This is a genomic window from Rhodococcus sp. H29-C3 (assembly GCF_030063405.1).
Taxonomy (GTDB): domain Bacteria; phylum Actinomycetota; class Actinomycetes; order Mycobacteriales; family Mycobacteriaceae; genus Rhodococcoides.
On the sequence record NZ_JASITC010000004.1, the window covers coordinates 37,630 to 59,450 of the forward strand.

The following is a 21,821-nucleotide window of genomic DNA, read 5'->3' on the forward strand; positions in this document are numbered from 1 at the left end:
AGCCGAGGTCTACTCGGCGGAGGCGCCCGAACGCCTGCTGTCCCTCTCGGCGCCGAGAAGGTACGCGGTCATGATGCGTTTGAGTTCGGCGACCGCATCTTCATGGCTCTGTCCGTCCTGAACGGAGAAGTTCAGCATCGAGTAGACGATGTGGACGAGGACCTGGGCCATCAGGTTGCGTCGCACTCTCGGGGTCCGTGGAGTGAGGGGGCCGAGCATGCGGGCGACCTGGTCTGCGAATTCGCGTTCGTGGATGACGCCGGTGGCGCGCGTGGACGGAGTGGACTGCATGGCGAGCCACACCTCCCGCCGCGACGGATCGGACATCCACATATTGGCCATGTGGTCGACGAATTTGTTGAGGAATCGAAGCCAATCCAGCGACGGCACCTCACCGTTGAAGTCGGCCAGTTCTTGTTGAACGCCGACGACGTCCTGCCGGTTGAGCTCGCACACGATCACGTACTTGTTGGCGAAGAACTGGTAGAGGGTGCCGATCGGCAGCTCGGCGCGAGCGGCAACTTCCTCACAGGTGAACGATTCGAATCCGGCGTCGCTCAGGACGTCCCGTGATGCGGCAAGCAATGCGTCGAACTTGCGTTGGCTGCGTTCTTGGGTAGGACGCCGCCGCGGCATCAGCTCCTGCGTCTCTACCGTCGATTCGAGCGCTGCGTCTATTCGTCTCGCAGCCTGGGCGCTAGCAGAGGACTCCACGCACTCAGGCTAGCGGCCCGAGCGCCATCTACTCCACTACGCGGAGTTACAGACACCGAGTGGCGGCTAGGGACCAGTGAAACCTCACTCCATCTCGCCGTGCCGCTCGATACAGTCAATTCGGCAGATCTCGAGTTGCTTTTGGTCAAGAAAACCATCTTTAGGTATGGTTCGAGTATCAGTTACATCGTCGTGGAGGGTGACGTCGCCGATTTCGTCTCGGAGATGCTCATGTCGGGAGCCTCACCCTTAGGCACAGGAGTATTTACGTGGCCACTATTGGTCTTTCCATCGAGTCGGGTGCACTGCACTCCGTCCTTTTCGATGGGGTCGAAGATTCGGTAGCGGCAAGCCAGGTCACCGCGCTGGACGACGGCGTTGCAGAATCGCTGACCGCTGCCATCGAGAGCATGCGTGAGCTTGCTGCGGCCGCTGAAATAGCGGTGGACGGCATCGGAGTGGTGTATCGCTCGGATGAAGAGCGTGCGCTGTTCGAGTCGGCGATCGAGGAGGCGGACGTCGATTCGGTGTCGATGATCTCCGCATCGTCTGCGTTGCTGGGGTGGCTGGCGAGATCGACCGAGTTCACCTCCGCCGAGCGAGTCCTTCTCTACTACATGGGCCCGTCGGGGGTATCGATCTCGCTTGCCGACGCGGCACAAGAAACCCTGACGCCCGCAAAGACTGCGGCATTCGAGTCGCCTACCCCCGAGCGCATCGGCGGCACGGTGGCACTGGCGTGGGAAGTTCTCGACGAGGCCGGTATCGAAGCCGACTCCGTGGCGCTGTTCGGGGACCTTTCGGGCAACAGAGACGTGATCGACATCCTTTCCCTCGGGCTCGGCGTGCCGGTGATTCGAGTCGGCGACGCCAACCTGATCGCGGCCAGCGGTGCGGGACTGCTCGCGGAACGCAACGTGGTTCGCGAAGAGCCGTCGGTCCTCGATGACGACGGTGCGCCCGATGACGCTGTCGACCCGGTAACGGACGCCGAAGACGAATCCGAGATGGTATCGGCGGTAGCACCTGCCGCTCCCGCGTTGGTGACGTCGCAGCCTCCCGTCGTGGCCGCGGAGGTGCACCAGCCGCGGGTGCGCCGTTCCATGCCACGCAAGAAACTCGTGCTCGCCGGAGCTTTGCTGGTGGGAATCCTTTCCGGTGGGGTCGCGCTGGCATCCACCCTGCCCGCGGATTCACCGAAGAGCCAAACCCCCACGGAGGTGGCGAAACCGAGGTCGACGGCAATCGATACCGACTCGGGTACAAGCGGAAGCATTTCGGCGCAGCCCCCAGCACTGACGCCGGAGCCAGCGCCACCACCGCCCGCACCTCCCGCTCAGTGGGCGCCGGAACCGGTGTTCTTGCCTGCGCCCGTAGTCGAGAATTGGACCGTCGATCCAACGACCGGTGTCGCGAGGCCGCCGGAAACCTTCACCCCGATACCGGCCCAGTCGATCCCCCCGGCAGCCGCTGTAGTGCCGCGCAGTGAGGTGGCTCCTCCGGAGTTCGCCGTCCCGGTCATCATTCCCGAGCCAGGGAAATCCCAGGAACAGCTCGAGCAGGAGGCTTGGGACCGGCACTGGCAGCACACTGCCGAGTGGGTCGGGCAGGAGATTCACGAAAACTGACTCCCTGCCCGACCTCCCTGCACGATGACACAATGATCGGCAAAGGTAGAGACGGTCGGTAAGAGTGTCAGGAGTGACGATGTCGGATGTTCGATCGGCGATTTCTGCAGACATGCCGCGGGCTCAGCGTGAACTACGAGAGTTGGTGGCGTTCCGATCGGTTCACGACGAACGTCAGTTTCCGCGTGAAGAGTGTGTGGCCGCGGCGAACTGGGTTCGCAGCGCGTTCCTGGACGCCGGAATGGATTCGGTGGAGCTGATCGAGACCGAAGACGATTCGCTGGCCGTCGTGGGGCACCGGCCTGCGCCTGCAGGTGCGCCGACAGTGCTGCTGTATTCGCACTACGACGTCCAACCGCCGGGGGACCGATCATTGTGGGACAGCGAGCCGTTCGAACTCACCGAGTCTCGAGGTCGCTGGTTCGGCCGCGGCGCAGCGGACTGCAAGGGCAACGTCGTCATGCATCTGCTGGCGCTGCGCGCACTCGGTGACGACCTTGCCGTCGGAGTCACCGTGGTTTCGGAAGGTTCGGAAGAGATGGGCACCGGTGGACTCGAGGCGCTCGTGCAGGCGAGACCCGAACTGTTCGCATCCGACGTCATCATCATCGCCGACACCGGCAATGCTGCCGTGGGTCGACCGACCGTGACGACGACATTGCGCGGAATTGCCAATATTGTTGTCCGAGTGGACACCTTGAGCGGCGAAATCCACTCCGGAATGTATGGCGGCCCAGCCCCCGACGCCCTCGCTGCACTGATTCAGTTGCTGTCCACACTGCGAGACGAGCACGGAAATACAGTCGTGGACGGGTTGGATACGAGCCAGGTGTGGGACGGCATCGACTATCCCGCCGATCGGTTCCGCGCTGACGCAGGGGTACTGGACGGGGTGGACCTTGCCGGTTCGGCCTCGGTTGCCGATGCCGTGTGGGCGCGCCCGGCTCTGACGGTCCTGGGAATCGACTGCCCGCCCGTCGTCGGTTCGGCGGCCGCAATTTCGCCGACGGCGTCCGCACGCCTCAATCTGAGGGTGCCGCCCGGTATCGATCCACAGACCGCTCAGGATGCACTCGAGGCCCATCTACGGGCGCACGTGCCGTGGAGCGCGCGCGTGAGTATCGAGCGCGAGGCCATCGGGTCGCCGTTCCAAGCGCGAACCGACGGCCCCGGCTACGCAGCTCTCAGCGACGCGATGAAGGAAGCATTCGGCACGGACGTGTCCTCGGCAGGGCAAGGCGGCTCGATCCCGCTGTGCAACGTTCTCGCACAGACGTTCCCGAAGGCCGAGATCGTGCTCATGGGCGTCGAAGAACCGCTGTGCCGCATCCATGCGCCCAACGAAAGCGTCGACCCACGGGAAATCGAGAACATCGCCGTCGCCGAAGCTCTGTTTCTACAGAAGCTGGGACGGTCAGACCGATAGGTCTCGGCGGAGCTTCGCAACATGTCCGGTAGCGCGGACGTTGTACTGCGCTACCTCGATCTTGCCTGCCTCGTCGACGAGGAACGTCGAACGAATGACACCCTGCACCGTCTTGCCGTACATCTTCTTCTCGCCGAAAGCGCCCCACGCCAGAAGCGTCGACTTCTCCGGGTCGGAGAGCAACGGGAAGTTCAAGCCCTCCGCCTCGCGGAACTTCGCGAGCTTCGCCGGCTTGTCGGGGGAGATGCCGATGACCTCGAGGCCTGCGCCGTTGAGTTCGGCCAAACTGTCGCGGAAATCGCACGCCTGCTTGGTGCAGCCAGGCGTACTGGCAGCGGGGTAGAAGTAGACGACTACCTTCTTGCCCGCGTAATCGGACAGAGAGACGTCGTTTCCGTCGGCATCGGGCAAAGTGAAGGCCGGTGCAGTGTCGCCGGGCTCGAGCTTCTTGTTATCGGTCACAGGAGAACAGTATCCAAATTCAACAGTGCTCTACGCTCGACAACGACAGACGAAAGAATTTGCGACAAGTTGGAGGACACGTGGCCAAGGACACCGACCGGATCGAACGCGAGATCGAGGCCGCTCGCAATCAGCTCGCAAGCACGCTCGACGAGCTGAGCGTCCGCGCGAGCCCCAAGCGCATCGTCGAAAGCACAAAGCAAACCGTGATCGCCAAGCTCAACGAACCGCCGGTGAAATACACCCTCATCGGAGTCGGCGCAGTAGTCGCAGTACTCGTCATCCGCAAGATCTTCAGCTAAAAAGCGCCTCTGACCAGCCGATTTCACATCCGGTCAGCGATCCTGTTAAAGTTTCCCCGGCACCACAGAGAACGACGGTGGTGCTGATCGGCGCCATTAGCTCAGTTGGTTAGAGCAGCTGACTCTTAATCAGCGGGTCCGGGGTTCGAATCCCTGATGGCGCACAACGAGTGCCCCTGAACAGCATAATTGCTGTTCAGGGGCACTTTTTGTTGTCTGGGTATGTCTGGGCATCCGTAAGCGTCGCAGAAATGAGCAAGTCTGTGACCTGCGGATTCGTAAGTGGCTTAGGGCGTTTCGGAGACCTGACTCTTAATCGCAAATACCGGGAGTCAAGTTTCGGCAGCCATGCCGGTGACCTGCGAGTTGTGTGCCGAAGTCGCGCCGCCGGGTAGCTGATGGACGTCTGTGGACGCTCGAGTCATCACTTACTCATCTTTTTGAAACTCGCAATCGAACGCAAGTGAACCGTGTAAGGGGGCGACTCACCCAGGTGGACCTACACGCCATTCGGACTACTCCCACCGATCCCGTCACGCCTGACAGCGACAGAGTGAACCCGCCCGCGCCCGGACTTTGATGCGCCAGCCAACACGAAGGCAACAGTGCGGCAACTGTCGAGGGCGAGCTAACCACGACGCCTCGGGCCGTGGCTTGTGGAGAAATGGCCGGGCGTGTTTACTGGCGTTCGGTGATCCTGCGCCCGTCGGCTTCGTCTGGCGGTCCTCCTAGTTCGCGGGTTTTCATATGTGGTTGCAAGAAGTAGAGGGTCGAGTCCTCGAACAATTCATCTACGACGGTGTCTCGTTGGCCGACGCGAACGCGATGCGTCGCTTACCGCCGGTGCACCGAGATCTGTTCGACAACTTCGTGTTTGCCGCCACGGCCGTAGCGGTGGGGGAGAGCGACTGGAGCAGATTTCCTATCGCTTGCTTGGGCTATGTTTCGGCCGTGCACGGTGACCTCACGTTGGTGCCGCCATTGATACCTCCCGACACCGCCGACGTGGTGGCGGACGTGCTCTCACGTTTCACACCGTTCGAATCCGGAGATGAGCGCGTTGCGGATGGGTCGCGCATCAACGAAGGACAGTACCGACTTGCGGAGGAATTGTTCACCCGTCTCGGGGGTGATGGTGGGGACGGCGCACGTGCTGCCGGGGCGAGAGCGCACAGCAGGATGATGTCCGCGCGTATTGCAGATGGGTTCGTTCATCCTGTGATCGGGTCGCACATCTGGAGCGATGTTCCTGCCGCTCCGCGGGCACACCCGGGCAGCGGCCCCGAGGTCACCGTGCTCGAACTCGTTCAGCAGCTTCTCGCTCGGTGGCGCTTGTTCCCGGCCGAACGTGCTGGTGTCGAACGCGACATCCTCGCCGAAGCACGCTCTATCGGCTGGTCGGGGGTTCGCGCGCCGATGGCTACGCTCGGTCTCAGCGGCTGGTACGCACACTTGCCCGAAGGCGTCGGCGTCACCTGCCGCGAGGCGCACGACACCAGTGACGATCCCGCGCGTCGCGTGGTCGACGAGCAGGCGCGCCCGCGACACGAAGATCGGTGACAGCACTGTGACGGTGAACCGGCTCGCTATGCGTACGGGCCGTGGAGGACTGGTCGCTCACGTCAGCGTTCTGGTCGAGGCAATCGCGCGTGGGGATCGGTGGGCTGTGGCGCGCCGCGCGACGGGCCCACTGCTGGAGCAGTTGCTTTCGGGTGATTACGACGACACGTTCGGAACGGCATCGGAATCCGATCGATCCGTGGGTCTGGGCGGAGCGCCGGTGGTGGTGATCGATGGCAACGTGGCGATTGTGGTTGCGCCGGTGACGAACTCAGGATCGGGGTCGGTGGGCGCGGTGACGGCGCTGCTGATCCGGGCTTCTACAACTGGCACGGTGAGGCCGTGGTTCGTAGCGTCGCTGACTCAGGACCAGATGCTGGATAACGAGTTTCAGCGGCGGGTGCAGCACGAGTCATTTCCGATCGACGCCGACCTCGACATCATCGCCGCCCACGGACCCCTCGATGTACGCGCTGCCTCGATCGACTGGGACGACGACTCGGTGATCCTTCGGCGCTCTGACACCGGCGTGGTGACCGTGGCAGACGCGCGCGCCGAGGCGGCAACGTGGTCGCGGGAAAGCTGGCATTGGCTTGCCGACGAAGCGCATACCTTTACCGGCCTGTACCTGCGCGGGCGTCGTCCGGAGCTGGTGCGCGAGTTTCCACCCCAACACCCTTGCGGCGGAGCGAATTGGTGATGACACGCGACCTCTGCTCCGGCACGGGTTGATGTCGGGAAGGCCCGCTGCAGTCGTACTTCTCTCGCTGTCGGCGCGTTCGATCCCGCAACTATGTCTCGACGGTGCGGTAACTGGTGTCGTCAGGGGTGGAGTGCCCGCGCATCCCAGCCTGCATCGCGCAGGCGTCTTGTGTATTCCCCGGCGGCCGGCGGCAGGATCGCCCGAACCGTGGCCAACTTGAACTCCGAAGACGCGAGAACTTCCTGGCTCAGATGTGTACCGGTGATGTTCTCAGCGGCTGCGAAAAGCGCTTGAGGAAAGACCCACCCACTATCGACACGATCGTCGAGGTCGTCGGGGACGACCGCGTTCCATACGTCCTCGAAACGGCGAGGGTCCGCCCCGCTCCAGGCACCGTCGTACTCGAGATAGCTGACGTCCATATGGGCGACAAGAATCCCGTCTGTCCACCACTCAATCCGACCGGAACCTTCGGCACCGTAGATGGAGACGATGTCGTGCTTTTTTGCTGCAACAGGTCCTAGTACGTACTCCGAGATCCCCATGTAGCCGGCAGCGGTCTCGATAATGAGCGTCCAGCGGCCCGGCAGGTCCGCCACTCCAACGTAATGGTCCGACGTTGACGGCCAGGCCAGGTTCATCTCTTCGTATCCACGAACACGGTCGGGCCAGATCTCGGCGTCGACCAGTCGAAGGAACTCCTCGGCGGAGGTGTCGGCCACGAGGGTCACGCAGTAGCCGTTGAGGATCCAGCCCTCGAACGGTTCGCGGAGGAATTGGTAGTCGCTGAAATCGGCCATGTGTAGCAGTTCATCACAGACTTCGTGATCCGACATCTGTGTGCGCGGTCTGGGGCGAGGCGGTGCGTGTTGATCCATCGGATGCATATGCAGGGGTCTACTGGTAACGCTGCATATCAAGAGTGGCCGTATTGCTCTACGCCCCGACGCGGGGCATGCGCGCAGTCGCTGTCACGGTTCCCCCAGGGTGCCGCTGCCCGTCTTATGCTGCTTATCATGGATCGAGAGCAGCACGGACTGCGCGAAGACTACTTTCCGGCCGGAACAGTTGCTGCCCAGGCCTATTCTCCATCGGCCCGTCGATTTACCTCCAGGCACCGCGAACTGTTGGAACAGTACAGTGAGCTGTCGTCGACCTGGTCGGAATTCGCTTTGGCTGCATGCTTGCGTCGCCTGTCGACGAGTTCGTTGTCCGAAGCGTGGGGTGTCGGTGTTGCCGACGCGTGGACGGACGGCCCGGATGCGTTCTGCGTCGTATATCGGTACATGACTGTCGCGAAGATCTTGGAAATTCGGATGACACAATCGGGGCCGCCTCCTGCTGCGGAGACGGCAGACGCTGAGCGCTTTGGCCGAGAGGTGGCCGATTTCGATATCGGCGAACCGTTGGGGACCGTCGCGCATAACCTCCGGCAAGACAAGAACGGGATTTACTGGTGGGGCTATCTCGACGCCGAGACGCCGGAGAAACCCACCTAATTCGTTCGACGGTCGGCTTCCGAGAACTGCATAAGCCGGGGCTCAGTGTTCTGAAAGCGATCTAGGAAACTGAGGCTGGGTCTCGCCGCACGTGAAGGTTAGGCTGCGGGCATGGCGAGATCAGTGTGGTGGGCTTTGGCCGTGGCGAGATCAGTGTGGTGGGCTTTGGCCGTGGCCGCGTTGGCATTCACCTTGTGGGACGCGACGTCTGTGACAATGCTCGATATGTCCATGGCATGCTCGAAAGTCGGCGAGAGCAGTTCCTATCAATGCGGTGACCGAGCGATCGATGTGCTGGGAGTTTGGCCACTGGTCGGCGTGGGACTCTTAATGGCGACGCCACCCGCGGTGGCGGCCATCGCCATGCGGAAGTCGGTGTCCTGGCTCGCCGTCGTCGTCCTCCTCGGTCTGTTCGTCGTCGGCGTATTCCGCATCACGACTGACTCATACTCGAAATTGCTTATCTTTGCTCTTCCCATGGCCGTGCTCGGAGCGATTACCGCGATGCTTCAACCCACTGTCCTGCGGAGGGCAACGCCGGCAGGTGGTCCCGGCGTATTGGCCTGAGGACTGTGACGCCGCGATCGGATCTGTAGTGCCATTGGACGGGTACGGTGCGAGTGGAAAGCTGTCGGGTACCAATCGCTCGGACGGGGTGCGTGTTGACAGGTTGCGATGTGGGGACGAGGCGCCGGTGGCTAGGTCTCGGAACCGCACTGGCGGTTGTCCCGTTCCTAGCGCTGTTAGCAGCCATTCGGTTTGAGTACTGGCACTATCCCTCACCCGCCGCGAATATCCTCATCGAGTTTGTTCTCTTGTGGGTGGCGATTCTGGGGTTGGCCGGTGTCGGGCTTGTCTGGTTGGTGCGGTTGTACCGCTCCTGGATGCGCGACCGCCGACTACCCTGGACCGTCGTAATCGCGCCGCTGTCCGTGACGGTAGCGGCGGTGGTGTTCGTGGTGGTCCCTACCCCGGGAAGCAGGGACTTCGAGCGTGCCCACGGGGAGATGGAGAGCCTGGCGCTTTCGATGCTGCAGAACGACGACCGGCGTGTTGGACCGACGGTGATGGGCGGTGTGCGGTTCTCGACAGTATCGATAGTCGATGATTGCGTGCTCTTCGTCGACAGCAGGCGTGTATCGGTGGTGTACGACAGCGGATGGGTTTACACCGCCCGATGCACTGTCGACCCGGGCGACTTTGCTCGGCTAAATGTGTTGTCCGACAACTGGGCCGAGTTCCAGCAAGGCAACTGAACTCTGGTTGGTGTGGGTGGGGTGCGTGCCCACGCTGCAGACTCCATACGCGCGCCTGGGCTGTTGATTCTGCATTCTCCTAGTGAGGTCACATTCTCCAACAGTCCCAGGACGGTTCACTCCGGCGGTGGCTGCCAGGCGGTGAAGCAGCTATAGCGTCACCGCATCGGCACGTTCGTGGCCGCCAAGCGAGACGACCAGGGATGCACTTCTACCTATGCCCAAAGCAAGCAAGTTTGATCGGGATCACCCAGGCCGCAGGCTACTTCCGCTGTGCGGTGTACTGCGCCCACGGTTGCGCGGCCAGTTCGGCGTGGCGGTGGGCGACTGAGTAGCTGTATCCGAGCATTTCTGCTGCGAGCGGCGGTGGTATCTGGGTGACGAGTATGCGCAGGGATGCTGTGCGCGCGCCGAGCAGGTTGATTCCGAGTGATCGGATGCGGTCCATCATCGTGTTGGGGTGCAGATGGCGTCCGGTGCGGATGCTGGGGAACAGCCAGCCAGTGTCGGTGCCGGTGAGTTGCGTTGTGCGCGAGTTGATGTGGCTGCGGAGAAGCTCTGCGAAGGGTTCCGGCACCGGGGCTGGTTCGGCGCCCAGCGTGATCCATAGCCCCTCGGCGTCGGTACCGACTTGATCGGTGCGTAGAGCGGCGATCTTCACTATCGGTTGGGCGTAGAGCAGGAGAAGAATGCCGGCCACTCGATACGGGAGCGATTCACTGCTGCCGGTGAGGAGTTCGCGGATCCAGTGTAGTCGCTCGTCTTGGGTGAGGGTTGTTGTCGGGGCGGGGGAGCGGTGGCCGATCGTCACCGACCGGTTGATGCGGGCTGTCTGGGCCCAGACAAAGAACGTCCGAATGACCTGTCGGGTGGTGGGTCCGGTCGCGAGCCAATCATCGACATCGAGTTGGCGGCATGTCGCGGCGGTGCGGCCGTGGGTGTCGTGGAGCCAGGCCAGGAACTTGATGGCTTCGGTGATGTCCTGTTTCGAGGCGTGGACGGGTCCGCGGGTGGGTTTGCCTGCGGCCGCGATTGCGCGGACTCGTTTGAGGTGGTGCCAGGTCGCGAACTGTTCGGCGTAGCGCCGAACCGAGGGGTGGTCGATGGCGGTCATCTTTGCGGCGATCCAGTCCTCGAAGAGGGCGAGGTAGCGGTCACGCGGCGCAATCAGTTGATGATGTTCGAGGATGCCCCGTAGGTGCATCGTTCGGCGATCGTCGCCAACGCTGTCGAGTCCTTCGTGGGTCATCGGAATCTGGCCGGTTGCCAGCTGACGCAACAGCTCGTGGACCTTGGTGGATCGTTTCCAGGTGTGGATGCTTTCGGGGCGATCCACGGCACAGAAGATACCCACCAAAGTGTGCATGGCGGCGGGATCGTCGAGTAGCAGGGAGGTGAGGTCGTCGCGGAGTGCGCAGCGTGCACAGATACCGCGCCGGTAGTGCTCGGCTTCGGTGCCGCAGCGGGTGCAGTGGAAGTCGGTCGCAATGCCGGCGCAGTCGACACAGACGGCTGTGTCCTCGACTCGTCCGGGGAGCATTCGTTCGAACCCACACGCTGCGCAGTATCCATAGGTGCGCACTGCGGCATGAAAGCACGTTCCGCAGATCTTGCCGTCGGGCCAGCGCACGCGCGGTTTACCGGCCTCGCGGCCACAGCGATCGCAGGTGAATCCGCTACCGGTTCTCGGTCGCCCTCGAACGGTGTTGCGGGGTCGGATCTCAATGGTCATCGCGGATCACCCGTGCACGTCGCGGTCGGACTGTCTTGTTGAGCTCGACGACGTTCGGTGCCGATGATGTCGCAGTTCGCTTCTTGCGTTCGTCTGCTGCCGTGACGGTGACCAGGTCCTGCATTCCGCAGCCGAAGATGTCGCAGAGAGCCGCCATCATCTGCAGGGAGACACGTGCGGGTCGTTGCGTGACGAGGCGGTAGACCTGAGGGCGGGAGAGGGAGATTCCGCGTTCGAGTAGGCGGGGGATGAGGTCGGTGCTGTTGTGCATGCCGTGTGCGGCCATCAGCTCGGGTAGGCGCCAGGTGTAGTCGACGGTGCGTTTCACGAGATTTCTCCTTCCATTCCGAGAGCGTCGCTCACGGTCGCATCCAACGCTCGACGCACTGTGCGAGTGCGGAAGTCGCTCGACACGCACGTGTAGAGGGAGGTGGTGCTGGCGTGTTCGTGGCCCATCTGCTGTTGTACGAACAACGAATCCCAGCCGTCTTCGATCAGGTGGGTGGCGTACGAGCGTCGCAGTGAGTGCAGGTCCAGCCCGGGGGAGAGCTGCAGCTCGGTGCAGTAGCGGCGGAACCGGCGTATCAAGGTCGATTCGGCAACGAGCGCGCCACGTTCGGACGGGAACAGATCGAGACCCGCATCGAGATAGGGCTGGCCGTGGGTGAGCCAATCCTCGACGATCTCAGGTGTCCAATCGAAGACCGTCAGGACACTGCGCCGTTTCGGGGGCGACCCGCGCTTGGCTTTGCCGTAACGCACGTTGAGAACTCCGAAGCGGCCGAACTCGCGTGCGTGGGGATTGCGGGCGAAGTCGACGCTCTGCAGGTGACGTACTTCGTTGAACCGCAGCCCGTAGGAGTAGGCGAGTTTGAGCATCACCGCGTCACGGTACGCCGGCAGCCACCCATTTCGGCCTGTCGCTCCGATCGTCTCGACCTGAGCGTCGGAGTAGTCGAACAACAGTTGCAGCTCGGTCTTGGTGAAGGCCCGCTTCGCCGGTGTCTGCTCGTTGTCCTGGACGTGTGTTGCTGTGTTCCACTCGAAGAACACCTGAGCGGGGTGCGTACCGAAGCGGCTCTCACACAGTCGATCCCATCCGTAGTCGGGGTTGCTGATGTAGGAGCAGAACAGCTTCAGCGAGGTCTGGTAGCTGCGGATCGTCGAGTGCGCGATCCGCCGGATCGAGCGGAGGTCTCCGAAGTATTCCTCGACCATGGCCGGTGTCCATGCCCACGGGAACTCGTTGGTGTAGTCGATAAACCGCACGACCACCTGCTGCCGCTGCTCGATGGTCCCGAGCTGCAGGTTTCGGCAAAGCTGCTGGTTCCACCATCCCGTTAGCATGTCCTCGACGGTTTGCTCCTCGGGATGCAGTGGCGTCACCGAGTCGACCAATACGACGCGCCCGCTCTTGTCGACCCCCATGACACCCCTTCGCCGTCTCGTTCAACGAATCAATGATTCACCAGATGAATCATTTCTGTCAATAGCACTGCCAGAGAATGATGTTGAACAGCGAAAGATAGAGACCCATACCGCTTCTGTCGGGAAGCCCGAGCGTGCAGCCATCTAGACAGCACGCAAAATCCTCATTCCGAACAGTTTTCGTGCGATATTGCAGACCGCTCAGGTGCGGGAGCGGGAGTTGATTGATTCATTGGATGCAACATGCAGCACTTTACCTGACATTATCCGTCTTATCGGCAGTCCACCTCTACTCGGTGGCGCGGTACTCGCCTCCAGGACTTAATGACGGTGCGGAAACTGTGTTCTCTACGTGAATCGCTTGAACCCGAGTGGCCAACGTTGTTGCCCTGGCCGGTCCGGACTGTAAACCGGTCTTGCTCTCCCTCGATCACGAGCAGTTGGAGTCCGGCGACAGGTGCATGCTTCCGGCATTGCACTCGGGTAGTTTCTTGATCATGGCTCCGACGTGGGAACAAGTTCGAGGCGCGAACTACGGCACGATGGGACGCCCCGTAGGGGGGACCGTTCATCGCCCCGACGGTTCGTCGCAGCTGGTGATGCACGTTCCGGACGCGACGTGGCGGTACGAGAACGTCTCCGGTGAGCCAACATTCATCGAAAACCCCACCGACAGATGGTCACTCGACGCGGAGGGGACGATGGTCCACGCCGTCAAGTCGCCCAACACCATGTACTTGACCATGGGAATTGGCTCGCCGTCCCTGTTGCTGCGGGCCTATGACACCTTTCCGCCCAATGCGAGCCACGGACTCAACGACCAGCGGTTCGTTGATCCCAGCGCGCCCCGGCAGATCTCGGTTCGCGGTCGCGCGGGGTGGGAAGTGACCGCGCGCGATCAGCACGCCAACGAATCGGTCACGTATGTGTTCGACGCGGAACTCGGTGTGGCGGTCCGTTGGCAGCAGGGCGAGGCGTGGATCGAACTCGAAAGTCCTACTCTGGACGAGCTGTTCGATCCGGCCCTGTTCGAATGGTCGGGTGCTTCGCGTTCGGCCGAGGACGACATGGCGAAGCACCAACGTGAGCATGAGGAACGCCAGCGCGCCTTGGCCGGTATTCCTCAGGCGATACCGACGTGGCTGCCGCTGACCACGCATGTCCAGTCTCAATCGGGCGATCCCCGTACCGGCGAACTCAGCTTGTCGATCAGCGGGCACGCACCTCAATTCACACTGCGCCGCTGGGTGACAACCATCGGCGAGCCGAAGCTCGAATGGCCGAACGATACGACACCCGAACGCCACCGGCAGTCCATCGGCGACTGGACCTACGAGATACGTAGTTATCAGGACATCGAGGAGGGCGAGTGCGTACGCATCGTCGAGTCGATCGTCCCGGTCGACCCACCCGACCGCGACGCAGCGGAGATTACCTCCGAACTCGCCGCAGAGGAGCACGACCGTCGTGAAGCGGAAGTCCTCGCCACCCTCGGCACCGGTAGAATCCTTGCCGACCACCTGAAGGACGAGTCGCTGCTCATCCGAACCGATTTCAGTGACGACGACGCCTGGTGTGCTGTCGCCGTCGCCGCGATGGCACCGATCGAGCAAGGTGACGGCACCGAATTCGCCGCCTACCTCACCTGTATCGACAACCGGGAGAACGACGGTATGACCGTGGAGGGATTGCTCGATGCACTCGGCGACCAGCCCCCGTACTATGCGTTTCTCGTCGATGCCGAATCCATGCAGAACCCCGAAATGCCCATCGTCGTCGTCTACACCGGCCCTGACGAATCGGACCGCCCACGCGGTCGGACTTTTCGCGTCATCCCGTCGGAAATGTGGGGTGTGGAGAACAACCTGTCGATCGCGAACATGGACTTCGAGAGTTTCGCGGACAGCGCCGACGAAGACGGCGTGTTCCGTGGGTTTCCCGAACCGGTGCGGCCCGTCGAAGAGGTGACAACGCGCGAGATCGCGCAGTGGATCGCTGGTGATCTCCATACCGACACACTGCGCGAGTTGCACGCCGTCCTCGACGGGCGGAAGTATCAGTACCCGGTGCAACTCTTCGAGGTCGACATGCTCGAGGTGCACACGCAGACCCGCGACGCTCACAACAGTTCCGCAGACATACTCGGTTACGACGAGTTCCTGGAGGCGACGTCATCCGGTGGCCCGGCGCTGCGCGGTAGCGTGCCCGCCCACAATGCGTACTGGTGGTTCGTTCTGGATCCCAGTTCGCACCGCCCTCTGGCGGCATACCGCATCAGATACCAGCCGTACACTCCTCCGCCCGCCGAAGACGGTGTGCCGCAAACGCTCCGGTTCGAGGTCCCATTCGTGAACACCGAGCCCGTATCGGCGGCGCTACTGACGGACGACGACGACCTGGTCGATCGGAGCATCGTCAAGGACGCCATTCTGACCGAGGCCGCGCGCCTGCACAGCGACGCCGCCATCACCGGCGGCGAACCCATCATGCCGCGCATTCCGCGTCTCCCCGGATTCAGCATCGGTGCTCACCTGCGAATCGATGGTGAGCAGTTGTTCTACGTTGCCATCGTCACCGGCGTCCACGACGAATTCATCGTCAAGGAAGTGCCGGCCACAGGAATACGCATCGTCGGCCCCGGGGAACCGTGATCACTCAGTGCAAGGTTTTGTCGCCTTCTGTCGCCGTACGCGCCGTCGATCCTGAGCATGTGGTCGTATTTGCCGAACGCATCGAGATCTATCCGTTCGCCGACCTCGATCGAGCCACCGAAGTCGCTACAACACTCAGAACCGCCAGCGCACTACTCACCCTCCACGTCGACTCCATGGCGACAACAATACGAGGCGCTGCACCGGGGCCAGACGTGGCTTCCGACCGCGGAGACACAGCTCGAAGCGGAGCTATCTGTCCGGGCACGACAACGGGCTGCAGCGATCATTAGAGCCCAGAAGCGGGAGCGGCGATTGCGGACTGCATCTCACTGCGCTGTGGCCGAAAGCGTCAGAGCGACTGGGGTATGGGTAGGACAGTGATGCCGGTGTCGTGTTGAAGTGCGTCGATCAGGTCCGGTCGTTCGGACAATGTGGCGGTCGTAGATATCGCGTAGCTGTGCGGGTCCTTGTTCGCGGATGTATGGGTGCCGGCGGTGTCGAACAAGGCTAGGCAAGCGTGAGTGTGCGCGAGATCGTGCCGCGCCCAGTAGCGGATCCCCGTGAATCCTGCACTACGGAGCGCCGACGCCCACAGCTGCGTCAGCTGATAGTTGCCGGTTGTGAATACTTCTGCGGTGACACCGAATTGAGCAGCAGTGTTGGATGTCAGATCAGCAAGCTCACGCGGCTCGGTGATCCGCAGACGCGTCAGAGCGCGTGCGCTCAGTTCGGTGCTCGGGACCACCCGCATCCCACCCCAGGTCTCGAGCAAGGTGATCTGTTCGGACTCGGCGGTGTAGCAGGTGCCGTGCATGTTGGCGAGGTCGAAACGTCCGTGGCCGCCGTTCGCAAACCACAACGGCCCGCGAGTAGCGCTGTGGCAGCGAAACACCTCCGCGCCGGCCGGGGTGCGGAACACCGGAAATCGATCACGGAGGTGATCCGGTGGGGGAGGAGCGAGTAGGTGCAGTGCGGTGCGCGGGGCGCTCACGCAGCGAGCTGCTCGGTCGCCGCACGAGCAAGATCAGCGACCGATGGACCGTCTCCGTCGAGCAACGCCTGCCGGGCTGTTCGGCCGCCGAGTTCGGGTTGTTCGGTCATCAGCCACGACGCGGCCATCCACCCACTGGCGTCGGCGCTGGCCCATGCCCGTAGGACGTCCTTGATTCCGAGAATCGGCCGCGCTGGTGTGCCGTGGTCGAACCCGGCAACGGAGTACCCCGCAGAGCTGTCGGCGGCGACCAGTCGCAGTACGCGGTGTTCTCGGACTGCTTGGCTCAGTGCTTGTTTCGTCCACCCGGTCACATCCAGTACCTGCTTGTGGGTGAGGATTGCGCCGATATGGTTCTCCCACGCGCGGCGCGCCTTCAGCCCGGACAGTACGTTGCGGATTCCGTTCTCGACGAACGCGACATCACTGGGGTTCAGCTCGGTGTGGCCGAGTCCGCTGGCGGCGAGTTCGGCGGCGACGAGGTCCTGCAGCGGGGTGCTCATACCGCCACGCTACCGGGGTCAATCAGGTCAAGTCAATCAGGTCAACTCGGCTTGGGGTCGGGATCTGAAACCTTCTACGGCACCGGGCCTCCCCGTGATGCGGTGCGGAGCCATACGCTTGTCGAGACGATTCCCCGAGCGGGTGGGCCCTACGATAGGGCGGCGTTGAGGAGGTGTCGAATGTCGGTACGACGACCATCAGGTAGTCGTGCGCGGGCGATCGACGCTGCTCGAACCAATAGTGCTCTCGAAGGTGCCCGCAGTACCGATGCCACGCGTGCGGACCAGGATGCGTACGTCCGCGGCGAGATCGATATCGCCGAGCTGGGGCATCGGGTGCGTAGGCGGTACAACCTCGCCTGATCTGGTTTGCTTCCGGTGGACAACGCACTTCTCTGAGACACCAGAGGCGATGACCTGGACTGGGTCGGGTACTTCTTTCCTGGATCGTCCGTGCTGCGTAAGTGCGTGGGAGCTACGATCGAGAAACCCGGCCGCCGCCGAGAACGATCTGTCTCATGTGAGGGCGTTGCACCCGGTATCTGTTCCTAATTGTGTACTTGTGGGCCGGTGAGCTGCGGTCGGCTGGGATGGAGAGGGTGATGAGTCGCTAATGATGCCTGGCAACACCGTTCGGCCTTTCGATTTCATCGCTGCGCAGGAGGTCGTGAACGTGTGATTGGCATTGGTGTCGCGTTACTGTCGTCGCGTCGTCTGCAGCAGTGGCCGTCACTCGTATAGTTTTCGTTTCGCTCGGCAAGTTCGGCATGCATGATCGGCCCGTGGTTGGCGCTTCCGGGGTGCGCTGTTGTATTCCGACGTCGGATCCACCGAAGCGGCGACGAACGCACGCGGTGGGCGCGTCTGCCTGTACCGTCAATTGTGAGCGCTCAAGCCAGGTTTCAGGTCATCACTTTGAAACGAGGTGGAGTCGAATGACCATGCCGGTCCGTTTGGACGATGGGGGGCGAGGGGGACGTTGATGGACCCGGAGACAGTCGAAAGTGGTCATCTTTTACTCATCACTTTGAGTCGAACTCGGGTGGATTCACCCGCACACTGATGGTCTCTCGATTCGCCGAACAACCTCGTCAGCTGGCGTGTGGTGGACTCTGGTGGGTCCACTGGAATTGTTACCTCTTTTAAAGCGGGTCCGGGGTTCGAATCCCTGATGGCGCACAACGGATGTCCCTGCCAGTGGAAACGCAAACACTGACAGGGACATTTTTTGTTGTCCAATTTTCGGTCGGGTCGAGCCGCGGGTGCGTTGAAATGCGGTTCTTGGCCGGCATGTCGTTTCTGCCGTGGATCAGCCCACAGGTCGCTGGATCGAACGACCTGCCGAGACCGGTCTTAGCAGCTGAACGGACTTTCGTTGTTCCTATATGGAACGAACTGCGGCAATGTTGAGGCCAGGTAAAGCCTCTCGAGAGGCGCCCCTACATTTTGTCGGGATATCCTGACGGTGCGAAAACTGCGTTTTGCGCACCAAGATGGCTGATCACAACCATCGACGTCGCGCGACGGCCTGCGTTTCTCGTGCGCGTCTCTATCGCGCCGAAGGATGGGGGCGAGCGGCCCCGAACTTTTAGCGTGAGTTGGCGAGCTTTTGTACGGCGGCGGGGACCGGCCGACCGGTTTTGGCGCTTGCTGCGACTGCGGCCTGTGCCGCTGCCCGGCGGACGGCGAGGCTACGAATGGCCGGGGCCGGATTCTTCGGTGTTGCTGTGGTCATTTCCTGCCTCCTCGTCGTAATCGGTGTCCGAGTCTCCGAGCGATATTTTCTCGGCGATGACTTGAACGATGTCGGAGTCGTTGCGTGTAGCCAGTCTAGATGCGACCAGAGTTTCGAGCACCTTCCATCCGAGTTGGGCTTCGGTGTCGGAGGTGCTGAAGGTGCGATCGAACGCCCAGGTGGTCCGTCGAAACCACTCGGAGCGGCGGTCTGCGGAGTTCTTCTGTTGCCAGGTGATGATGACACCGATGGTGGCGACCAGTCCGATGATCAGAGTGACCCACGCCTGCGCTGGCATCGTCGATGAGTCCTTTCTGCCAAGGGACGAGCTGGATGAGCAGAAGACTAGGTGAATGCTCCGACACGGACGCCGATCTGAGTTTCGACGGGGAGTCCTGAAGGCTCGTCAGTCGGATGCTTGGAGAGGGGCAGGGGGTCACTCCTTTGTTGTTGGTGGAGTCGAGTGACCACGTGAACGAGGATGGTCGGTGCAGAAATGTTCTTGGTGTTGGGCGGATTCGACTGTGCCATCTTTTGGTCATCTTTTTGGTTGAACGCGTGCGATTCCGGCCGGACGTCGGTGGCCACTCGACTCCCTGAACTGCCAGGTCAACCGGCTTGTGGTGGACTCGGATGTATCCAGGCGAATCGTCTCACTCTGACAGTGGGTCCGGGGTTCGAATCCCTGATGGCGCACAATATATGCCCTCGAACAGCAGAAATGCTGTTCGAGGGCATATTTTTTGACTCGGTGAGTCGGGTACTGCCCTTCGACGCCAGCGATGAGCGACCATCGACCGTAGTGGGGAAAATTCCCCTGTTCGCGACTGTGATCCTCTGTCAGGTCATTCCGCGAGGGTTGGTTGCGTGCGGTTTCGCTTGACGCCGCCCTGGTGCCACTGCTACGGACCATTCAGGCGAGGGTGAGGAAGATCTTTTCGAGTTCGGCTTCGGTCATCGGTTCCGTGGTGCCGGCGGTCTCCCCGGTGATGCATTCGCGAAGGCTGGTGGCAACGATTTTGAAGCCGGCCTTGTCGAGTGCACGGGACACGGCAGCGAGTTGCATGACGACATCCTTGCAATCACGACCCTATTCGATCATCGAGATCACTCCCGCGAGCTGACCGTGTGCTCGCCGGAGTCGGTTGAGTACCAACGCGATGCTGTCCTCGTCGCCGGTCATGAGAGTTCCCTTCGAAGATGAATCAGTGTTGTGTATTGGGCGGGTCATCGCCGAAGCAGGGAGCGGAAGAAGCCGGTCCCCGCTGTATCGGCAGCAACGCAGGTGCAGCGCTGCGCTGTGGGAACGCTATTCATTACGTCGTCGGAGTGTTGACCGCATCCGGCCCAGGTGGTCTTGGAACAGGAAGAACACTTCTCGGGGTAGCACATGATGGAGATTCCTTGTCCGGTCTGCGTCACTCGATGACGGATGAAAGTTGCTGCGAATCAACCGATGTGGAAGACAATTCGATCCAGGCGTTGTAGCCACCGACCAGGTCGCCGACGTTCTCGATACCGTCGGCGCGCAGGAGCGACGCGGCGACGGACGAGCGCCAGCCGCCGGCGCAATAAACGACTATCGGCTTGTCTTGTGGCAGATCGTCGAGATGGGAGCGGAGTTGAGCGAGCGGAATCGGCTGAGCGCCTGCGATGACGCCGTCTTCGCGCTCACCGGGATTACGAATATCGATCAATGTGATCGCGTCCGCACTCAGGAGCGAGTCCAGCGCGACCACTTCGGTGCGCGGTGCAGTACGCACCAGGTCGGTGAGCGCGTCGGGGAAGGTGCCGTCTGTGTCAACGGTGAGATACCCGATGACATTGTCGGACCCAATGCGCGCGAGCCGCATTGCTGCATCTTGTTGCTGACCCGGATAGGTGATGAGAGCGATTCGGCCGCCGATGTCTGCCACCATGCCGCCGGTCTCGGCAAACCTGCCGTCGAATCCGACATTGATCGAGCCACGCACATGTCCGGCAGCGAAATCGTCGGGCGTGCGAGCGTCGAGGACTCGAATCCCCTCAGCCAATCCAGTGCGCAGTTCAGTCGGCGACAGCGCGGGGATGTGCCGACCTTGATCGAGCAGCGCCCGATTCGACTTGTTCAAAGCGACATCAGTCGAGAAGTATGCCGGCACCGCAGGCTGACCGTCCGTGACGAGCGCGACGAAGGCGTCCTCAGTCATGGGCTGCACCGACGGATTGGTGCGTCGTTGCTCACCGATCGTGGAGGTCAGCTCGGACGAGAGGTTTTTGCCGCAGGACGATCCTGCGCCGTGAGCGGGCATGACGGTCACCGAGTCGGGCAACATCAGGAGCGTCTCGTGAACGGTGCGGTACATCGCCCGTGCAAGATCGGTGTTGGTGCCATCTCCGAGGTTGGCCAGGTCGGGGCGGCCGACATCGCCGATGAACATCGAATCTCCGGTGAGCACAGCTGACGGCGCAGCAAGCGGATTCTCTCGGACCAGCAGGCTGATCGACTCCCACGTGTGGCCGGGGGTGGAGAGGATCTCGATGTCGACGGTCCCGAGGGACACATGTTCGCCGTGCCGCAACCTGCGGATCGGATACTCGGTATCGGCGGATTCGCCGAACCCGACCCATGCTCCCACAGCGTCGACAAGCTCGAGGTGACCGGAAACGAAGTCTGCATGAAGGTGGGTGTTGATTACCCCCTCGATCTTCAGTCCGTAATTGGCTGCATCGTGAAGATATTCGGTGATGTCGCGACGCGGATCCACCACGATGGCTCTGCCGGTGGTCTCATCGCCAATCAGGTATGACGCATGAGATAAGCACTCGATGTAGTACTGCTCGAGGATCATCGGACAACCTTCCTTGCGACGTTCGAGGATACTTAGACTTTAGAGATACCCCGTAGGGTATGTCAAGTACCCCAGGGGGTATGTATGCGACGTGTGTCTATTTCGATTCACTGCAGCACGACCGTTCGACGACTATCACTTACCTGTCACTTCGGCATGCATGTGGTTTGACGGTGTCGGACGCCGGATCGGTGATGTGCTTCCACAAAAGTGGCCGGTGAACCTTCTGTTCACGGGTGATTTTTGTGGAGTATCCACGCACACGCGACATTACCGGCTGGTACTGCACGCGTCGTCAGCTCTCGGAAGGTGTATCTCTGCGCAGGGGGAAATTACCGAAAGGGAAGGAATCGCTTGAATATTCGTGCCAATGTCAAGGATCGATCTCCACGCACCA

The 21,821-nt window shown here is 61.8% G+C and carries 21 protein-coding genes, 1 tRNA gene and 1 pseudogene; 11 read left to right on the forward strand and 12 right to left on the reverse strand.

The features are described 5' to 3' along the window. Nucleotides 1-9: 9 nt before the first annotated feature. Nucleotides 10-714, reverse strand: a complete 705-nt coding sequence (locus QMK32_RS10340; RefSeq protein WP_168708373.1) for a TetR/AcrR family transcriptional regulator — start codon at nt 712-714, stop codon at nt 10-12. A 269-nt stretch (nt 715-983) separates the two neighbouring features. On the opposite strand from QMK32_RS10340, the gene QMK32_RS10345 reads away from it, so the two are divergent. After that, entirely contained in the window at nt 984-2,342 is a 1,359-nt protein-coding gene (locus QMK32_RS10345) for a DUF7159 family protein (RefSeq protein ID WP_283474763.1), read from the forward strand. Nucleotides 2,343-2,421: 79 nt separating this feature from the next. After that, nucleotides 2,422-3,768 carry a dipeptidase gene (locus QMK32_RS10350; RefSeq protein ID WP_283474764.1) on the forward strand — a complete coding sequence of 449 codons (1,347 nt, stop codon included), beginning with the start codon at nt 2,422-2,424 and terminating at the stop codon, nt 3,766-3,768. Here the strand turns inward: QMK32_RS10350 and bcp are convergent. After that, nucleotides 3,757-4,230 carry a thioredoxin-dependent thiol peroxidase gene (bcp, locus tag QMK32_RS10355; RefSeq protein ID WP_283474765.1) on the reverse strand — a complete coding sequence of 158 codons (474 nt, stop codon included), beginning with the start codon at nt 4,228-4,230 and terminating at the stop codon, nt 3,757-3,759. The genes QMK32_RS10350 and bcp overlap by 12 nt on opposite strands. An 80-nt stretch (nt 4,231-4,310) precedes the next feature. Here bcp and QMK32_RS10360 point away from each other — a divergent pair, with 80 nt between their 5' ends. The 4 genes from QMK32_RS10360 to QMK32_RS10375 all read left to right on the forward strand — a co-directional run bounded on the left by QMK32_RS10360 (nt 4,311) and on the right by QMK32_RS10375 (nt 6,792). Beyond that, entirely contained in the window at nt 4,311-4,532 is a 222-nt protein-coding gene (locus QMK32_RS10360; protein WP_084345065.1) for a DUF3618 domain-containing protein, read from the forward strand. A gap of 90 nt (nt 4,533-4,622) precedes the next feature. After that, nucleotides 4,623-4,696, forward strand: a tRNA-Lys gene (locus QMK32_RS10365). 583 nt (nt 4,697-5,279) lie between these two features. Next, nucleotides 5,280-6,092, forward strand: a complete 813-nt coding sequence (locus tag QMK32_RS10370) for a hypothetical protein (RefSeq protein ID WP_283474767.1) — start codon at nt 5,280-5,282, stop codon at nt 6,090-6,092. Next, complete coding sequence (locus tag QMK32_RS10375) at nt 6,031-6,792, forward strand: hypothetical protein (protein WP_283474769.1); 762 nt, start codon at nt 6,031-6,033, stop codon at nt 6,790-6,792. The genes QMK32_RS10370 and QMK32_RS10375 overlap by 62 nt, the downstream gene beginning before the upstream one ends. Before the next feature lie 122 nt (nt 6,793-6,914). Here QMK32_RS10375 and QMK32_RS10380 read toward each other — a convergent pair whose 3' ends face one another. After that, the gene (locus QMK32_RS10380; RefSeq protein WP_283474770.1) at nt 6,915-7,595 is read right to left on the reverse strand and encodes a DUF6461 domain-containing protein; all 681 of its coding nucleotides are present in this window, start codon (nt 7,593-7,595) and stop codon (nt 6,915-6,917) included. Between the two features lie 216 nt (nt 7,596-7,811). On the opposite strand from QMK32_RS10380, the gene QMK32_RS10385 reads away from it, so the two are divergent. The 3 genes from QMK32_RS10385 (at nt 7,812) to QMK32_RS10395 (ending at nt 9,550) form a co-directional block, all read left to right on the forward strand. After that, nucleotides 7,812-8,294 (forward strand): hypothetical protein, encoded by a 483-nt coding sequence (locus QMK32_RS10385; protein ID WP_283474772.1) that lies wholly within the window; start codon nt 7,812-7,814, stop codon nt 8,292-8,294. 111 nt (nt 8,295-8,405) lie between these two features. Then, the gene (locus QMK32_RS10390; RefSeq protein ID WP_283474774.1) at nt 8,406-8,861 is read left to right on the forward strand and encodes an ABC transporter permease; all 456 of its coding nucleotides are present in this window, start codon (nt 8,406-8,408) and stop codon (nt 8,859-8,861) included. A gap of 254 nt (nt 8,862-9,115) precedes the next feature. After that, the gene (locus QMK32_RS10395; RefSeq protein WP_283474776.1) at nt 9,116-9,550 is read left to right on the forward strand and encodes a hypothetical protein; all 435 of its coding nucleotides are present in this window, start codon (nt 9,116-9,118) and stop codon (nt 9,548-9,550) included. Between the two features lie 262 nt (nt 9,551-9,812). Here the strand turns inward: QMK32_RS10395 and QMK32_RS10400 are convergent, their stop codons facing one another. The 3 genes from QMK32_RS10400 to QMK32_RS10410 are packed head-to-tail and all read right to left on the reverse strand — an operon-like array spanning nt 9,813 to nt 12,710. Continuing rightward, nucleotides 9,813-11,282: a site-specific integrase gene (locus QMK32_RS10400; RefSeq protein WP_283474778.1), complete on the reverse strand. Its 1,470-nt coding sequence runs from the start codon at nt 11,280-11,282 to the stop codon at nt 9,813-9,815. Beyond that, entirely contained in the window at nt 11,272-11,610 is a 339-nt protein-coding gene (locus QMK32_RS10405) for a helix-turn-helix domain-containing protein (RefSeq protein ID WP_283474780.1), read from the reverse strand. The genes QMK32_RS10400 and QMK32_RS10405 overlap by 11 nt, the downstream gene beginning before the upstream one ends. After that, nucleotides 11,607-12,710 (reverse strand): tyrosine-type recombinase/integrase, encoded by a 1,104-nt coding sequence (locus tag QMK32_RS10410; protein WP_283474781.1) that lies wholly within the window; start codon nt 12,708-12,710, stop codon nt 11,607-11,609. The genes QMK32_RS10405 and QMK32_RS10410 overlap by 4 nt, the downstream gene beginning before the upstream one ends. A gap of 371 nt (nt 12,711-13,081) precedes the next feature. Here QMK32_RS10410 and QMK32_RS10415 point away from each other — a divergent pair, with 371 nt between their 5' ends. After that, the gene (locus tag QMK32_RS10415) at nt 13,082-15,361 is read left to right on the forward strand and encodes a DUF6924 domain-containing protein (protein ID WP_283474782.1); all 2,280 of its coding nucleotides are present in this window, start codon (nt 13,082-13,084) and stop codon (nt 15,359-15,361) included. 352 nt (nt 15,362-15,713) lie between these two features. On the opposite strand, the gene QMK32_RS10420 is transcribed toward QMK32_RS10415, so the two are convergent. Then, nucleotides 15,714-16,355 (reverse strand): RES family NAD+ phosphorylase, encoded by a 642-nt coding sequence (locus tag QMK32_RS10420; protein WP_283474783.1) that lies wholly within the window; start codon nt 16,353-16,355, stop codon nt 15,714-15,716. Then, on the reverse strand, nt 16,352-16,858 hold the full coding sequence (locus QMK32_RS10425) for a hypothetical protein (RefSeq protein ID WP_283474784.1): 507 nt from the start codon (nt 16,856-16,858) through the stop codon (nt 16,352-16,354). Before QMK32_RS10425 ends, QMK32_RS10420 begins: the two co-directional genes overlap by 4 nt. A 180-nt stretch (nt 16,859-17,038) precedes the next feature. Here QMK32_RS10425 and QMK32_RS10430 point away from each other — a divergent pair, with 180 nt between their 5' ends. After that, nucleotides 17,039-17,221 (forward strand): antitoxin VbhA family protein, encoded by a 183-nt coding sequence (locus QMK32_RS10430; protein ID WP_283474786.1) that lies wholly within the window; start codon nt 17,039-17,041, stop codon nt 17,219-17,221. Between the two features lie 1,328 nt (nt 17,222-18,549). Here the strand turns inward: QMK32_RS10430 and QMK32_RS10435 are convergent. The 4 genes and pseudogenes from QMK32_RS10435 to QMK32_RS10445 form a co-directional block, all read right to left on the reverse strand. Next, complete coding sequence (locus QMK32_RS10435; RefSeq protein WP_283474788.1) at nt 18,550-18,891, reverse strand: hypothetical protein; 342 nt, start codon at nt 18,889-18,891, stop codon at nt 18,550-18,552. Nucleotides 18,892-19,506: 615 nt separating this feature from the next. After that, nucleotides 19,507-19,776: pseudogene (locus QMK32_RS10440) on the reverse strand (metal-sensitive transcriptional regulator). Nucleotides 19,777-19,820: 44 nt separating this feature from the next. After that, nucleotides 19,821-19,985 (reverse strand): DUF8730 family Cys-rich protein, encoded by a 165-nt coding sequence (locus QMK32_RS25350; protein WP_502943566.1) that lies wholly within the window; start codon nt 19,983-19,985, stop codon nt 19,821-19,823. A 26-nt stretch (nt 19,986-20,011) separates the two neighbouring features. Continuing rightward, the gene (locus QMK32_RS10445) at nt 20,012-21,424 is read right to left on the reverse strand and encodes an MBL fold metallo-hydrolase (RefSeq protein ID WP_283474790.1); all 1,413 of its coding nucleotides are present in this window, start codon (nt 21,422-21,424) and stop codon (nt 20,012-20,014) included. Between the last annotated feature and the right edge of the window lie 397 nt (nt 21,425-21,821).